The 14,377-nt window shown below is 59.9% G+C and carries 12 protein-coding genes and 3 pseudogenes; 5 read left to right on the top strand and 10 right to left on the bottom strand.

The genetic code is table 11. The annotated features are described in order from the left end of the window. The first annotated feature begins 2 nt into the window (after positions 1 to 2). Positions 3 to 1,142 (top strand): site-specific integrase, encoded by a 1,140-nt coding sequence (locus ACZYHG_RS33130; RefSeq protein ID WP_464615235.1) that lies wholly within the window; start codon positions 3 to 5, stop codon positions 1,140 to 1,142. 31 nt (positions 1,143 to 1,173) lie between these two features. On the opposite strand, the gene ACZYHG_RS33125 is transcribed toward ACZYHG_RS33130, so the two are convergent. The 4 genes from ACZYHG_RS33125 to repA form a co-directional block, all read right to left on the bottom strand. Beyond that, positions 1,174 to 1,521 (bottom strand): helix-turn-helix domain-containing protein, encoded by a 348-nt coding sequence (locus ACZYHG_RS33125; protein ID WP_258581086.1) that lies wholly within the window; start codon positions 1,519 to 1,521, stop codon positions 1,174 to 1,176. A 271-nt stretch (positions 1,522 to 1,792) separates the two neighbouring features. Then, positions 1,793 to 2,998, bottom strand: a complete 1,206-nt coding sequence (repC, locus tag ACZYHG_RS33120; protein ID WP_464615234.1) for a plasmid replication protein RepC — start codon at positions 2,996 to 2,998, stop codon at positions 1,793 to 1,795. A 155-nt stretch (positions 2,999 to 3,153) separates the two neighbouring features. After that, positions 3,154 to 4,119 carry a plasmid partitioning protein RepB gene (gene repB, locus ACZYHG_RS33115; protein ID WP_464615233.1) on the bottom strand — a complete coding sequence of 322 codons (966 nt, stop codon included), beginning with the start codon at positions 4,117 to 4,119 and terminating at the stop codon, positions 3,154 to 3,156. A gap of 74 nt (positions 4,120 to 4,193) precedes the next feature. Next, complete coding sequence (repA, locus tag ACZYHG_RS33110) at positions 4,194 to 5,396, bottom strand: plasmid partitioning protein RepA (protein WP_258581083.1); 1,203 nt, start codon at positions 5,394 to 5,396, stop codon at positions 4,194 to 4,196. Positions 5,397 to 6,750: 1,354 nt separating this feature from the next. Here repA and ACZYHG_RS33105 point away from each other — a divergent pair. Then, positions 6,751 to 7,089 (top strand): hypothetical protein, encoded by a 339-nt coding sequence (locus tag ACZYHG_RS33105; protein ID WP_464615232.1) that lies wholly within the window; start codon positions 6,751 to 6,753, stop codon positions 7,087 to 7,089. 230 nt (positions 7,090 to 7,319) lie between these two features. On the opposite strand, the gene ACZYHG_RS33100 is transcribed toward ACZYHG_RS33105, so the two are convergent. From ACZYHG_RS33100 to ACZYHG_RS33090, 3 genes and pseudogenes are all read right to left on the bottom strand, one after another. Beyond that, positions 7,320 to 7,523 carry a helix-turn-helix domain-containing protein gene (locus ACZYHG_RS33100; protein ID WP_258581082.1) on the bottom strand — a complete coding sequence of 68 codons (204 nt, stop codon included), beginning with the start codon at positions 7,521 to 7,523 and terminating at the stop codon, positions 7,320 to 7,322. Further along, a complete protein-coding gene (locus ACZYHG_RS33095; protein WP_464615348.1) occupies positions 7,502 to 7,801 on the bottom strand; it encodes an autoinducer binding domain-containing protein in 300 nt (99 codons plus the stop codon). The genes ACZYHG_RS33100 and ACZYHG_RS33095 overlap by 22 nt, the downstream gene beginning before the upstream one ends. Positions 7,802 to 7,876: 75 nt before the next feature. After that, positions 7,877 to 8,995, bottom strand: a pseudogene (locus ACZYHG_RS33090) (tyrosine-type recombinase/integrase). Between the two features lie 268 nt (positions 8,996 to 9,263). Here ACZYHG_RS33090 and ACZYHG_RS33085 point away from each other — a divergent pair. Together ACZYHG_RS33085 and ACZYHG_RS33080 are read left to right on the top strand one after the other, a co-directional pair. Beyond that, positions 9,264 to 9,940: pseudogene (locus tag ACZYHG_RS33085) on the top strand (DUF1403 family protein); the annotation flags it as partial. 4 nt (positions 9,941 to 9,944) lie between these two features. Next, positions 9,945 to 10,187 (top strand): annotated as a pseudogene (locus tag ACZYHG_RS33080) (SMC-Scp complex subunit ScpB); the annotation flags it as partial. A gap of 573 nt (positions 10,188 to 10,760) precedes the next feature. Here ACZYHG_RS33080 and ACZYHG_RS33075 read toward each other — a convergent pair. The 3 genes from ACZYHG_RS33075 to ACZYHG_RS33065 all read right to left on the bottom strand — a co-directional run bounded on the left by ACZYHG_RS33075 (position 10,761) and on the right by ACZYHG_RS33065 (position 13,840). Then, on the bottom strand, positions 10,761 to 12,602 hold the full coding sequence (locus tag ACZYHG_RS33075; RefSeq protein WP_464615231.1) for a type II toxin-antitoxin system HipA family toxin: 1,842 nt from the start codon (positions 12,600 to 12,602) through the stop codon (positions 10,761 to 10,763). Positions 12,603 to 13,063: 461 nt separating this feature from the next. After that, positions 13,064 to 13,429: a response regulator gene (locus tag ACZYHG_RS33070; RefSeq protein ID WP_258581075.1), complete on the bottom strand. Its 366-nt coding sequence runs from the start codon at positions 13,427 to 13,429 to the stop codon at positions 13,064 to 13,066. A gap of 54 nt (positions 13,430 to 13,483) precedes the next feature. Further along, positions 13,484 to 13,840, bottom strand: coding sequence for an ATP-binding protein (locus ACZYHG_RS33065; protein ID WP_464615230.1), 357 nt, complete (start codon positions 13,838 to 13,840; stop codon positions 13,484 to 13,486). Between the two features lie 7 nt (positions 13,841 to 13,847). Here ACZYHG_RS33065 and ACZYHG_RS33060 point away from each other — a divergent pair, with 7 nt between their 5' ends. After that, entirely contained in the window at positions 13,848 to 14,090 is a 243-nt protein-coding gene (locus ACZYHG_RS33060; protein WP_464615229.1) for a hypothetical protein, read from the top strand. Positions 14,091 to 14,377 lie beyond the last annotated feature (287 nt).

Here is a 14,377-nt window from a genome sequence, read left to right as displayed (position 1 = left end):
GGATGGCTGACGAAGGTCAAGTTTCAGCAGCTACTTCCGAAGAGAGCGATCTTCCCGACATCATCGATGTGGTCATGGAGATGGGACGCGCACCGGAGGAACCGTCAACCGAAGCCCCCTCCCCACCCCTTCCGGCCGTCGCCAATCCCCGCCTGCCGGCACATCTCGACGCGCTCGCCGAGCGCGCTCGCGATTACGTCGAGGCGGCAAGCTCAGCCAACACCCGGCGCGCCTACGCCGCCGACTGGAAGCATTTTTGCGCCTGGGCGCGCCGCCAGCATCTCGATGTGTTGCCGCCCGATCCGCAGCTCGTCGGCCTTTACATTACGGCCTGCGCGTCCGGTAAGGTAACGGGCGATAAGAGGCCGAACGCCGTTTCGACAATCGAGCGACGTCTCTCTTCGCTGACCTGGAATTTTTCTCAGCGTGGCCAGCCGCTGGACAGAAAGGACCGGCATATCGCCACCGTGCTGGCCGGCATTCGCAACAGCCACGCCTCCCCGCCCCGGCAGAAAGAAGCCATTCTGCCGGAAGACCTGATCGCCATGCTCGAGACCCTTGACCGCGGCGCGCTGCGCGGCCTGCGCGACCGCGCCATGCTGCTTCTGGGCTTCGCCGGCGGGCTGCGGCGCTCGGAAATCGTCGGCCTGGACTTTTCGCGCGATCAGACCGAGGAGTCTTCGGGTTGGGTCGAGATTTTGGACAAAGGAATTTTGGTCAACATACGCGGCAAAACTGGCTGGCGCGAGGTGGAAATCGGCCGCGGTTCCGCGGATGCCACATGTCCGGTAGTCGCTCTGCAGACCTGGCTGAAACTGGCGCGGATTGGCCATGGCCCTTTGTTTCGGCGCGTCACCGGTCAAGGCAAGGCCGTTGGCGCCGAGCGCCTCAACCCCCAGGAGGTCGCGCGGCTGGTCAAGCGCGCTGCACTGGCTGCCGGTGTTCGCGGCGACCTGGCCGAAGGGGAGCGTGGGGCAAAATTCTCGGGGCATTCGCTGCGCGCCGGCCTTGCCTCCTCGGCCGAGGTCGATGAGCGCTATGTGCAGAAACAACTCGGCCATGCCTCCACCGAAATGACCCGCCGCTATCAGCGCCGGCGCGACCGTTTTCGTGTTAATCTCACCAAGGCATCAGGACTGTAAACGGCGATAAAACCCCTCCCCTGCCCAATTTTCAGTGAGGCGCCGCGGCGGTTTGAATTTCCTCGGCAGACTTGTCGATTGACAGAGCCCGCAAGACGGCTTCGGGCTCTTTCTCCATGATCCGACGCAAGGTTCGAGCAGCACCACTGGGTTGCCGCTTTCCTTGCTCCCATTTTTTGTAGCCGGAAGGACTTGTACCGTGCACAGTCGCCATTTCATCCTGAGTGAGGTCAAGCTGCTTGCGGATTGCCTTCGCATCAACTGTGCCGACATCCACAGCGCTCACGCGAACGCCGGGAACATTCTTGCCCTGCGCATGAGCCAATGCTTCAGACATGGCCTGGATCAGATCCGCACCGAATTTCGTCATCTCGCTCATGTCCTGCTCCTGTTTGCAGCCTTGATCGCCTTTGCAAATGCTGCAACCGCCTTAGCCTCTTCCGGCTTCAAATCCGTCTTTTCGTTCTTGCCGTCGGCCAAAAGGGCATAAAGCGGGGCATCGTCACTGTAGCAATAGCAGATCCCCCGCGCTCCGCCCCGCTATGTACAGAAGCAGTTCGGCCACATGTCGACAAATTGGTATTCTATCGACATGATTAAACGACGTGTCGATGCCCACGACATATGCACAATCGTGGATGACCCCCATACTATCCGGTCATCCTTGCTATCGAGCCGTTGGCCTTCAGCGCCGCCATGAGCATCGGTCCGACAGAAAACTGCCCTCCCCTCGCCTTTTCGGTCAGCACCCGCAGATAGCCGCCTGCCGAGTTGATATGTTGCGCTCTTTGCAGGATGCAGGCGATCACGATCGCGGCAACTTCCTGGCCCATCACATGGCAGGCCTCCTCATACGCTGAGGGCGAAACGCCAAGGTACCCCCGCACCTGGGCAGCGGTCATCATCAAGTCGCGCCAATTTCCGATCCCGTTGACGGCATAGTCCGCAATTTCGGGGCACGCTCTCAGCACAAGTCCTATCGGGTAGCCTTTCGGTTTCTCGGCCGAAACAGATGTTGGCTCGACCGCCGCCCTGCTTTTTTCGAAAGCCGGTTCAAATACAAAAGTGGAGTCTGTGTTTGAATCAGATTGCTGCCGCTCATTTTGGGACTCATTGCCGCTAGGATTCTTGGACTTTGTGAAGCTTTCCAGCATCCTGTCCACTTCATCGTGCAATGCGGTCAGCTCCGCAACGAAGCCCTCCAGGTCAGATAGGCCGGCTCGGCGGGGAATGGCCCCCACGATGGTTCGGAAACGCCTCCAGATGGCTCCCCAGTCGCCAGGAACGGCCTCCTCGATCGCAGCCTCGACAAGCTTATGGATGTCACGGCGATGGAGCGTGACCCGCTCACGCATCAATTTCAGCGCCCTAGAGTCGGCGCGGACCTGCTCGGCCGCCAGCTGAAACTCCGCGGCCCGTGTCAAAAGGGGCGCCAACGAGAACCCGAACGCTTCCACGACAGCCCCGCCCTGCCCCTTGCGAGCGAACCTTTTGCCATTGGGGCTATCGCGGCGGATGATCAGACCGCAATTGACCAGCTCCGCCAAGTTCCTGCGCAATGTGGAATCGGCCATGCCGTGTGCGCGCAACGACAGCTGAGCGTTCGACGGAAAGACCATCAGGCCGTTTTCCTCGCTGATCTGGTCGTCTGGGTAGAACGTCAACAGGCCGCTCAGCACCGCCAGCGCGCGGTCTCCCACGCCGAGAGCCGACTTTCCCTCACAGAGCCAACGATAGACCTGCCACTTCTCGACGAGAGATCCTTTCGGGATCTCCCGCGATGCCGTATTCGCTTGCACCAGGGCAAGCGTCATCGGCCGCCGCCCGAAGGGCGTCGTCGCGTACCCACTCTTCATTTCCCTCACCTTTCAATCAGGCAAAAGAACTCTGCTCGCCGAAACGGCGCCACGACTCTTGACAGTGATTCGGGGAAGTGCGATTCTCAGCTTGCTAGAGACATGAGAAGGGCTTCCGCGACGGTGACGTTCGGGGGCCTTTTTCTTTTGCGGTTTTAGTCTCCTGCTTTCTTCGCAATTTCCGATTCCCGAAAAGCCTCGAAAAGCTCGTCGAGCTTGCCGGCAATGAATGCGCCGAAGGGTGATGCTTCCTTGGATTTCAAGGCAAGCGTAAACACTTTTCCAGTGTCGGTGATGTTGGCCCGGACCGATTTGTCCCGGGGGATCCACGACTTTTGCTGAGACTTTGATGGCGCCGGCGGGCGTTTCACCGGGCCACTCAGATAGTCGAAGAGATGGGCGAAACGGCCATCACTCCCCGGTTGGGCAAAATCGGCGCTTTCCACATACTCTGTCGCCCTGGCTGCAGCCCCAGGATGCTCCAACAGTTTGGCAAGTTGCCACCAGCGATCCCGGCCAATGCCCTTGGCGGCGCCGACTGCCAGAATGACCTGCTCAGGAATGCTGCTGGTAACGGAGCGCATCTTCGAGAAGGTCGTATCATCGAGTGCAAGAGCCGACTTCACCGTATCCGGCGAATGGCCCCGCTTGAGAATGCGCTCCGCGAAAAGCGTCCGCTCGATGAAGGACAAATCAGACCTGGCAGCATTCTCTTGACCCTGGGCGATGACATGGTCCTCATCGCCCATCTTCTTGACGACAGCACGGACAGGCCTGCCCAGTTGGCGGGCGACCCTGACGCGCCTATGGCCAAAGACGGTCTGAAACCGACCGGCAATCTCCGGATGAGGTCTGACCAGTACAGGGGAATCCTGTCCTCGGTCACGAATCGCCACCAGCAACTCCTGAAAGGCCTCATCGTCACCGGCCATGCGGTCAGAGACGAATGACGTGTCGACCAATGCCGGATCGAGATCGACGACAGAACTCTTCGAGAGCTCCTCGAACGACTGTATAATCGACCGTGATGCGCCGCGAACGGCATACCCCGATACATCCTGGTTATTCGCGACTCCAGTCGCTGGGCCCATAACACTGCCGAATATGTCCTTGCGCGCCATTCAATCGCTCCCATTCTCGGTTAGTCGACTGATTTCACGAGCAAACTTGTCATTTTTTACTGCCGTAAAAGCCGTCATGACCGTCCCCATGCGCGATGGACTAATGTCGCGATCTCCGAGTTCACCGCGTCCAGCGATTCGAGTGCCCGGTCGTAGGTTGAACGGGTAAAAGACGATTTCTCCACCTCGTAGAGCGTCTGTTTCGTCAGGCCCGCGTCCGAAATCGCCGTCGACTTGAGCATGGGATTTTCGAGGATCTGGCCAGCAAGCATCGATTGCATGAAGCCGACCATCTGCGCCTGCGGAATGTCTGTCGGTTCGTAGCGCGTGATCAGATAGCGAAACCAATCCAGCTGTATCGATGCGCCGGCCGCTTTGATGGTCTTCAAGATGCCGCCGAGCATCAGCAGAAACTGGCTCATCGACATCAAGTCGAGCATCTGCGGGTGAACGGTGATGAGAACGGATGTCGCCGCCGACATCGCCGTCAAGGTGAGATAGCCAAGCTGCGGCGGGCAATCGACAACGACGACGTCATAACGGCTGTCTACTTCTGACAGCGCCTTTGCGATCCTGGTGAAAAACTGGCGGCCGGCATTGGACGATTTGTCCTGCATGGCGAGCGGCGTGTCGTACTCATACTCCTGCAGCTCAAGATTGGCCGGAATGATATCCAGGCCAGGGAAATTCGTCGGCACGATCACCTCGGAGATCGGCTTGCGCTCATCATCGTAGCGGATCGCCTCATACAGAGAGAGGTTGCGATCGAGTTCCGGCTGAAAGCCATGGAGCGCGGAGAGCGAGGCTTGCGGGTCGAGATCGATTGCAAGGACACGGTGACCGGTCAGCGCCAGGTGCTGGGCGAGGTGGGCGGCGGTCGTTGTCTTGCCGCTTCCGCCCTTGAAGTTGACGACAGCAACCACCTGGAGCTTGTCGCCGGGCTTGCGGTGGGGGACGTACTTTTTCACCTCGGTCCGGCCGTGGCGGTCAAGGAAATGGCGCAGCTCAAGCATTTGCTCGGCCGTGTAAGATCGCCGGCCGGAGGGGACTTGATCGGGCAGCGGCCCTTTGCCCTCAAGATGAAGGCGCTTCAAATTGTTTTGCGACACACCAAGATAGTGGGCCACCTCAGCCATCGAAAAAGAGCGTAGCGTCTTCGTCGCGTTAGGTGGGAACTTCTCCATGCGTAGCTGGTTGAGGCGTCGCGATATCTCGGCACCCTGCTCGAGAATTTTGTCATCGAACTCAAAGCGTGGTAGCCGCATGGCGATGTTCATTCTCGTCGGAACCTGAATTGGCGCTTTTTGCGATGAAACTATTCAACAACCGCCATTAAGCTCCGATTCGGCCAACCCCCGCAAGAAGTTTTAGGTTAAGAGAATGTTAACGATGCGGGTCGGCCCCTTTGCTGCCGGTTGACGCTGGTATAACATAATCCGTACCCATTAGCCGAAACTAGGAGGTTTCCGCTCTCCCATCTAAATGTATGTTTTCTCTGCCATAAGGATCAGTTTTTACGGCAGTAAATCACGGTCGTCAGCAGCCAAAGATTGCAGATGCCGGCTGCGCAGGGCAGTGCGTTTGGTTCCCGCCGGCGAGACCGGGGAGGGACAATCTGGCCATGTGAGACAGAGGCAAGGGCCGCCCGTCGAAGGGGAGGCAGGTGAGCAATGGTCGAAGGTCCAAGCTCAATTGGGCCGATTGGCTCCAAGCAAGTCGCGGGGCGGCGTGGATGGAGCAACTGTCGGCCCCCATTATCTTGTTCGAGAAATCAAGCAGCCGTGTCGATAGCGGATGTCGGTGGCGTCGTGCGGGTGCATGAGTGTCTCGCATTCGTGTGCTTGATAATCCCTTCCTCGGCGCCCAAAGGATAGAGGGCGTATAAACCGCAATCCAGCGCGCGTCACCAACGTTGGACAACCTTCGCGCGGGGGATGGAGGAAATTCGCCCCCGTCGTGGCGGTGAACGGGACAGCCGCAGGAGCGTTCTCTAATTGCGGGCCCGGGGTCAACCGTTCTCTAGCCTTGCCGATGTCCGGAACGTGCACAGCGTCTGGATCGAGGTGCAGCGCGACCAGGTCGGCAGGGTGACCTTCACGCAGCTCCTCGGCGGACAGCTTACGGTGCTGAAGTGTCCACAGAACCCAAATAGCCGCTCACGCCCTTCATTCGCGGATCGTTCTAGCAACACGTCGATCGCCAGATAAAATTCCTACTGGCCCTTGGACGAATGACCTGCCTCCTGCCGGTTTCAGCGTTCTCTTCGTGGTCGAACAGTGCTCGCCACAGCATGGCATCGGACGCTGCGGCTCCCAATGTCAGCAACGCAGTCCGCTCCGATGGAAGGGCTGCATAGCTCCTGGCGGGTTTGCCGCTGCTCGTCCCGGCAAGGGACAAGATTACCGTCGAGCGACGGATTTCTTCGGGTTCACCTCCATCTTCATGCGACTGCCTCCGCTTCAGCGGCCGACCATCGGAAGGATACGGAAAGCAAAGTCCTAGCCACTTTCCTCCATCTCGATTCTGGACTCGCCTGCCAGCCTGACGCATTCTTCGGAGGGGCGTTGGGGCGGGTAGTTTAAGCAAGCGACGAAGGCTTGGCGTTCAATAGCTGGGACTAAAAGGGGGCAGGTGGCGCAGATCGTGGCGGTCGCATGTATAAATCACCTTCAGACTGCTCGCGTGTCGATGTTCACCTTATTTGATCAAGGATCGCCTATGCGAGAATTGCCAAAGAATATCGATGCCGACCTTGTAATCGAGATTAGTCAATTGCTCGATGATCATCCTCCTTTGGTTCCGGTTCCGGTCTATCAACTCACCGTGCTGGTTCGCCAGCGGGTCAAGACTGGTTTGCCCGATCGGTCCATTGAAGAGTTGATCGTCGAGATGGCTACGACACGCTTGCTGGCAATGGCTTTTGATCTGCCAGGCGAGGGAAATGTTGTGGCCCTCCCGGTGAGACGATAAGACGGAGGCTATGCCTACCCAGGGCGCCTCAGAGAGAGAGAGCTGGTCCAGTGCTTTTCGGCGACAATCAATCAAGATTGGCAATCCTTGGTCGCGCCAGCTGGTAGCCTTGACCATTTTGTCTCCAAATGACGAATGTTTCCATGATTCGGTGGCATAGGCACCTATCACCAGAACGTCTGTCTTCTAGCTCACACTTCCCGAGAAGCCACCGCGGTCTGCAATCGAGCTTAGATCCAATTGTGCTTTATCGCGATGTCGAGGGCCTGGTAGGTAGTCATGACGTTGAGCTTCCGACGGATGTTCGGCAGTTGGAACTCGACCGCCCGTCTTCTGACATTGCCAAGTGCTGCGATATCGCCGTTGGTCTTGCCCTGCAGGAGCCATGCGAGGCATTCCAGCTGATAGCTCGTCAGTGGGAGGGGGCTGCGCATATCAACCCGTCGTCGCTGCGGCTCTGTAGGTAGCCATCGATGAAGGCACCAAGTGTCAGAACGGAATACCCGTCCGCTACCATCGCGGGGTCGGGTTTCCGCTCACGGGACGGGAAGGTAAAGAGGGCACGCCTTCCGGACCCGTCGAAGATCGGGATCGACATCTCCGAACGGATGCCAAACTTTCGGGCTTCGCCACAGAACGTTGGGTGAGACCTTCTTGCTGGAACGGGCAAACCTTGCTCCGACCAGGCGTAGGCTCCGCGTCTCGGGGAGATTAGCGAGGCCGCTGTCGCCCTTAACTCCCGATGTCAACTGAAACGCTAAGTAGAAATCTCGCCCTAGGGGGCCGTTCAAAGCCCGGAAGCCTTGGTGAGGTTGGTGCGGAACCGCTCACGCCGGCGCTGATATTTGCGGGTCATCTCGGCCGAGGCGTGGCCGAGTTACTTCCGCACGTAGCGCTTCTCGATCTCAGCCGAAGAGGCGAGACCTGCTCGCAGCGAGTGTCCGGCGAACAACAGCGCGCTCCGCTTCCGGAAGATCGGCGCGGACGCCACCGGCGAGCGCCGTTTGCTTGACCAGGCGGGCGATTGCTTGTTGGACAACCGCTCGACGTCGACGGTCTCGTTGTCCTTGAAGATGCGGCGGAAAAGCGGGCCTCGCGCAATGCGGCCCAGCCTGATCCAGGTCTCCAGCGCCACCACGGGGCAAGACAAATCGCTGGAGCCGCTGCCCACCTCGACCTCGCGCCAGCCGGTCTTCCCACGCAGCGTCACCAGCACGCCCTTGTCCGGAAAAATCTCGATCCAGCCGGCGCCGTCACTCTTGTCGTCTCGCACGACGTCGAGGCCGACGATTTCGGAGCGGCGCGGGCCGCCGGCGAAGCCCAGGAGCAAAATAGCGCGGTCGCGCAGGCCGCGCAAATTATGGCCGAGCGTCGCGATCATCGCCAGGAGATCGTCGCCGAGCACGGCTTCTTTCTGCCGCGGTGGCTTTGCGTGTTTTCTGCGAATGCCGGCAAGCACCATGGCGATATGCCGATCGGATCGATCGAGCGCAAAACCGCGCTGGGTAAAGTTCCAGGCGTGGCCGGACAGGTGGCGTTCAATTGTGGCGACCGAAAGGGGTAGCAAGCCCCGGTGGGCCTCATCGGCGGCGCTGCCTGCACAGGCGCTGATATAGAGGCCGATTGTTTGTACCTCTGGGGGCAGGGGCTCGAAACCGTTGCGCCGGCACCAGGCTGAAAAATGCCGCTAATCCTTGGCGTAGGCGGTTTGGGTGTTTTCGGAGCTGGCGACCCTGGCGTAGCCTGTTGCCGTCTCGACGAGCGCTTCGAGATTCGCCGGCGCCCATGGGGTGGTGGATGGGGCCCCCATTGCCAGCACCAGATCGACGATATCGGGCAGATCGCCATCTGGATGGTCGGCGGGCGAGAGGTCGATTTTGGCGGGTTTCCATGGGGAATCTTCCATGATTTGGCAGGCTAGCGCCATACGTCCGATAACAAGATTATCGTTCGTAACAGTTGCACGACAGGCGCGGCGGTTTCTCCTAAAGTACGCTGCCACAAGCGCCGCGCCGATTCATGCTCTCGGCGATGATTCTCCGCCCGAAATTGATCCGCCATCGCCCGCTTGTCACCGCGAGCTCGGGCCCGGTTGCGTCGCTCCGGTGCCGGCCTGGCTGCGCGCCGCGGCGGCCGCTCCGCAATCGCTTGAAGATGCCGCTTTTGCCGCCGCCGCGGCGGCGGAAGCGGCAAAACGCGCCGGCCGGATGGAAGACGCAGCGGCGTTGCGCGACGCACTGCTGGTCACCCGCCCCGGCGATAAATTCGGGCCCGCCGGCCGCATGCTGCTGATCTAGCGCAGGCTGGCCTCGCGTCCGGTCGCGACTTTGGTTGGCGAAGCGGCGCTGGGCGAGATAGGCGCGGATCTGGGGAGTTTCCTCCATGAGGACACGGCAGGGCGTCTCGGCGATGAAATCAAAGGCTTGCTGGCGCACACGCGAACGCGGTCGGCGTGGCCGCCGATGTCATCGCGACGCTCGAGCGCCTACCCGCCACCGCCGACAGCCGGCGATCGGTTGTCGCCAGCGGACCAACGGCAAGCGCAGCCGGCATCGCGCCAACCCATTTTTGCCGCATATGCGGGGGCGGCGCTGCAGGCGGTGGATCTTGCCGCCGAGCTCGGCCGCCGCGCCGACCATCTGCTGACTGTTGCGCCAAAATTGCAGGCAAAAGGTGCGGACGCGGTGATCGAGACGCTTCTCGGCGATGACGCCGTCGTCGCCTCGCGCGGTGATACAACAAGACCGGCATGAGCGATCGCGGGTTGCGCCGGCTGTTCGACCGGCTGCTCGAGTTTGGCGCCGTGCGCGAACTGTCGGGCCGCCCGACCTTCCGCATCTACGGATTGTGATCGAATGGTGGAACCGACACGACGCACACGAGAAAAACGAGATGTCCAGCGAATGCTGGTCGACCGCGAGTTGGATCATCTGCCGGCGGAGGTTCGCTGGCGCGAGTGGATGCATCGCGTCGAGGCGACCATTTTTGCCGCCAGCGAACCCGTTTCGCGTGAGGCTCTTGCGCGCATCGTCAGCAAGAGCTGCAATCTCGATCTGATCATCGATGACATCCGCGAGGAACTGCGTGGCCGCCCCTATGTCGGACTACGCATCCCTTGGGTTCCTTGCGCAAAGCGATTTCGGACGCGATCAGTAGGACGGGTCGCGCCGCTGCCAGCCATCAGATCGCCTGCTCCGCCGCTCGCAATTCGGGCGTAACATCCATGACGCCGGGTATGTCCCAGACAGTGTCGCGCAGCATGAACCTCCAGCCTTTGACGCTATCGACGTACGTCGCGCGCGGTTCGACGACTTAGTACGGATGATGGCTGCCCTGGTGACACGGAACTTGCCATCGAGCAGGACAGCCGCGAGCCGGTCAAAAGGTCTGTCGGGGAGTCGGCGGATAAATCCGAGCTGACGGGAACCGCCCTGTGTTTCAAGCTTGCGGCACTTTATCTGATCGCGCACCCCCTCGGTATCGATGGCGTCAGCATCGGCGGAAGAATTGCTGTTGAGGGTCCACCCGAAGGCTCTGGAGAATAGGAGCTCTCCGTAGTCGCCGGTTGGATTGTTGGCACTGCGCACGATCTTACGACGCCGCAGCTCTGCCAACAAATCGCCGTGCAGTTCAAGGAGGGCAGAGACCGGCGCGTCGGTGAGATCGATCATCTACGCAAACCCTTCGATACGTTCGCGGACAATCGTGCGCATTTGCTCCGCCATCTTCGCGCCTTGAGACCCGTCTGATAGAGGCGATGGCAATTCTAGGTGATCGAGTGCGTGCGAAAGAGCGGCGACAAGATCGTCAATTGCGTTGTCTGCTTCGGCAGCCTTGAGGCCTGCAGTGCTGGCGAAAGTCATGAAGTCGGCGCGGCGCAGACGATCGTCCTTGCCGTTCAGTTTGAGCGCCATCCGGTCTCTTTCGAGACGTGGAAACACGCGGGTCGTGGCAGCATCGTAGAGCGGTGCCATACGAACCGAGCTGAATTGCGCGCTGCCCGGCTCTGCGATCTTGAGGAGCGCCATGTTCTTAAGATGCATGTCGCCATCGGCGATCAGCCAGGCGAACAGGGATCGCTTCAGCACAAGCAGAACATCCTCTTCCGGGGCGGTTGATAGAGGTCTCAGAGCCCGCGCGATGCGCTCCATCGTGCCGTCGTATTTTGCTTCGGTGGGCACACCCAGCACGGAACAGAAATCCTCAAGCGCAAGAAGATGCTTGTCATCAAGGCTCGTCCTGATGTCGAACCGCTCAACCACGAGCGCGGGCGGCATCCCGTCAGGCATGGGAACGAGTGCGGTCGGGGCCGTTGTGAAACCGGATCGGCGGCCCAACGCGAGCGACTGCCATTCAATAACCGGCAGAGCCGCAAATCCGCTCGTGCCAGCAGGTTTGAGGATATGGGTGAAGGGTTTGCCGGTGCTGGGCGACAAGGTGCCATCCGCATCGAGGAACATTGGCGCTTTGATCTGGACACCCGACAAGCGGGGTGTATCGGTGCGCTCGAATATCTGTGCGAGATTGCGTTCGAAGCTTTGCTCCAGGTCGCCGCGGCCCGGCCCGGCATACTGGCCAGTGAATAGAGAGTTCTTAGTGAAGCCACTGAGCCGGGTCAGCAGTATGTCAGGCGGCAGGGCGGCGAGATCGTTCGCGCGATCAACGATCGTGATGTTCGACATGTAGCGCTTGCCCGAGCGCAGCATCGCGCGCTCGTCGCGGTCGTTCAAGACTGACTCAAGCCAGCCTTCGGGCAGCAGCGACAAAATGAAGGGCGGGAGTTTACCCGGCGTTGTCTGGCGGACGAGCGGCGGGCCGTCCTGATCGTTGGGATTCCAGCGCCATTCAAAACCGTCATGAGTTAGGTTGCCCAGGGGCGCGCCGTGCCATGCGACAATCAAATCAAGTGCGGCCTCGTTGCGCGCTGCTTCCGCTGGCGCGGGACGCCGGAGCAGGAAGCGCTCGGCATGCTCACCTTCGCGATACCACTTATTTTCGCGGGCAAGTGACCATATGGCATCGGCCGCACCCTGGGCGCTGTCGTACTCTTCGATGAGGCGGTTCGCGATTGTCTCGCGCATCGTTTCGTCGATGGATGCCGCGTGCTCGCTGCGCAGACGGAAGGCTTCGAGGAAGCGTTGGCGCATTGAGGAAACGTCGATCCGGAATTCTCCCATGCCGTCATCAACAATCGCCGCGGCCACAGATGGATGATCGGGAGCCGCGTTCTGGATGATTTCGAGCAAGCGGATGGGCGTGCGCTGTATCCGCCGCCCGCTTAGGAACAGGCGGCCGTCGCGGGTTGGCCCGAGAAGGACAGCGCTCGCCGCTGACAGGTAGGCGTTGGGGTAGAGATATTTTGCGATGCGGACGGCATGCTTGAGTGCCGTCGCCTCGATATCCTCCCCGGCATTGACGTAGATGCCGCGCATCAGCTGGACGAGTTTGCCCGTCTCAGCCTGATAGTGGCTGCGGGTTTTGTCGATGTTCTCTCCAACTAGGTGCAGGGGCATTTTCTAACTTTCGCGTATCTCACATACGGGAAAGTAACACGGCAGGCTTGAAACGGCAATGATTTCTAACTTTAGCGTATTTCAAATACGGGAAGGTTAGGAATCTGAGGCCCATGCCTCCAAGGCCGAGCTGACCGAACTAAGGGCGTGGCGACAACAAGCCGTGCAGCGGCTCATCGGCAAGGTCAGCGGCCCAGCGCCATACCTCGCTTCAGATTCCACACGTCTGGCGAGCGGGTAACATTCTTGGTGAGGCAGCAGGTAACAAAATTACGTGAGGCAACACGACAACCATCTCGACACGAGGAAGATGCGACGGCAGTGTACCCGGTTGGCCCGACGCTTGACAGTCTTTGCCAGACGTTCCGTGGGAGCAGCCTGCTCGTTCTCCTTCTCGCCGGCCGCCTCGATCCGCTCGGCTGCTTGCCCTTGCCAGGGGCCGTACTGTTCGCTAGCGCAACTTACATTTCTTCCTTGTCAAGGAACGCGGCAAGGACCTCCAGACTCAGTGGCTTCTCGGTGACTTTGGCGCCAAGGGCTTCGGCCGCCGCGACCACCTCGTCGGTCAGATTGCCGCTCATCAACATGACCGGAGTATTGATTTGCGACGAGCGGAGGATGCTCATTAGCTGCAAGCCGGTCATCCTGGGCATATGCTGATCTAGGATAATATGGTCAAAATTCTCCAGCTCAGCGTTGAGGAGGTCCGCGCCTGAAGAGAAGCCTTCCGCAGACCGCCCGAGCGCATCGAGAAGAAAGTTGAGCGCCTTCCGAGCGTCCTCGTCATCGTCCACAACGGCAATCATGTTCCGATTGATATTACTCATGCAGATACCTTTGCAGCGGTTCGCATTATGCGCCAAGCAGCCCACAAGAATAGATTAGCTCTCCAGCTCGTCCTTGATGCTAATCAAGCGGGCGCGGCTTTTTGCAGCGTTGCTGTCCCGCCTCCTGCGTTGTGCTCGGCCCACAACTGCCCCCTCGAACTCGACCATTCGCCGACAGATCGACAGACCAATCTCCATGCCGGTGGATTTGGTGGTCACGAAGGGTGGGAACAGGCGGTCGCGTCCCTCCGGCGCTAAACCGGCGCCGGTGTCGGCTACTGCCACTGCAACCATGTCATGTGCAATGGGGAGGTTGAAAGCCGCAGCACGTCTTCCGGCGCGATCCTTGGCTTTTATTGCATTAGGATCGAGGTCCAGCAGGTGCTGTTGAACCTTATCCGCTGAGGTCATCGACGCATTGCTGGCGAAGCTTCTCGAGATAGCGGGCAAGCGCTCCGTCCTGGACGTCGAGGTAGCCGTCGACCCGTTGGATGATCTTGTCTCTGAGGCCTCGCTCAAGCTGGGTGCGCAACTACCGCAGTTGCTTGTCAACGTGGCCGAGCTCAAGCCATCCCTGATCGTCGTCGAGCTCGTGATAGCCACCGATCGCTTTGCGGATGACCTGGCGGCTTTGACGATCCACGAGTTCGCCGGTGCGTAGCGCTTTCTGCGAGACCTTGAGGGCCTGGAGCGTTGGGCGTCTCGCAATGGAGCGGTACTTCGAAAGCGGGACGCACGAACGCCATGTCGCCCGCAGGAAGCTGACCCGTGGGCGGGTCTTGGGGTGAGCTAATGCAAAAAGCCGGTTGATACCGCCCGATCAGGAGAACCCCAATTGGGCCGTGCACCTTCGAGTGCGAGCTTTCGATCGGGACCTCAGCCGCGCGAATGGCATTATGGCCAGCAGCATATGTGAAGCGCCGCACCTACAGATCCCATGATTTGCGG

The organism is Mesorhizobium subarcticum, from assembly GCF_055456085.1.
Note: the sequence above shows the minus strand (reverse complement) of the source record. Positions and strands in the feature narration are given on the sequence as shown.

Excerpts from the sequence above, each read along its gene's own strand:
- ACZYHG_RS33130 (WP_464615235.1), top strand. The coding sequence starts at position 3 with ATGGCTGACGAAGGTCAAGTTTCAGCAGCTACTTCCGAAGAGAGCGAT.
- ACZYHG_RS33125 (WP_258581086.1), bottom strand. The coding sequence starts at position 1,521 with ATGAGCGAGATGACGAAATTCGGTGCGGATCTGATCCAGGCCATGTCT.
- repC (WP_464615234.1), bottom strand. The coding sequence starts at position 2,998 with ATGAAGAGTGGGTACGCGACGACGCCCTTCGGGCGGCGGCCGATGACG.
- repB (WP_464615233.1), bottom strand. The coding sequence starts at position 4,119 with ATGGCGCGCAAGGACATATTCGGCAGTGTTATGGGCCCAGCGACTGGA.
- repA (WP_258581083.1), bottom strand. The coding sequence starts at position 5,396 with ATGAACATCGCCATGCGGCTACCACGCTTTGAGTTCGATGACAAAATT.
- ACZYHG_RS33100 (WP_258581082.1), bottom strand. The coding sequence starts at position 7,523 with ATGCGCAGCCCCCTCCCACTGACGAGCTATCAGCTGGAATGCCTCGCA.
- ACZYHG_RS33075 (WP_464615231.1), bottom strand. The coding sequence starts at position 12,602 with ATGCCCCTGCACCTAGTTGGAGAGAACATCGACAAAACCCGCAGCCAC.
- ACZYHG_RS33070 (WP_258581075.1), bottom strand. The coding sequence starts at position 13,429 with ATGAGTAATATCAATCGGAACATGATTGCCGTTGTGGACGATGACGAG.
- ACZYHG_RS33065 (WP_464615230.1), bottom strand. The coding sequence starts at position 13,840 with ATGACCTCAGCGGATAAGGTTCAACAGCACCTGCTGGACCTCGATCCT.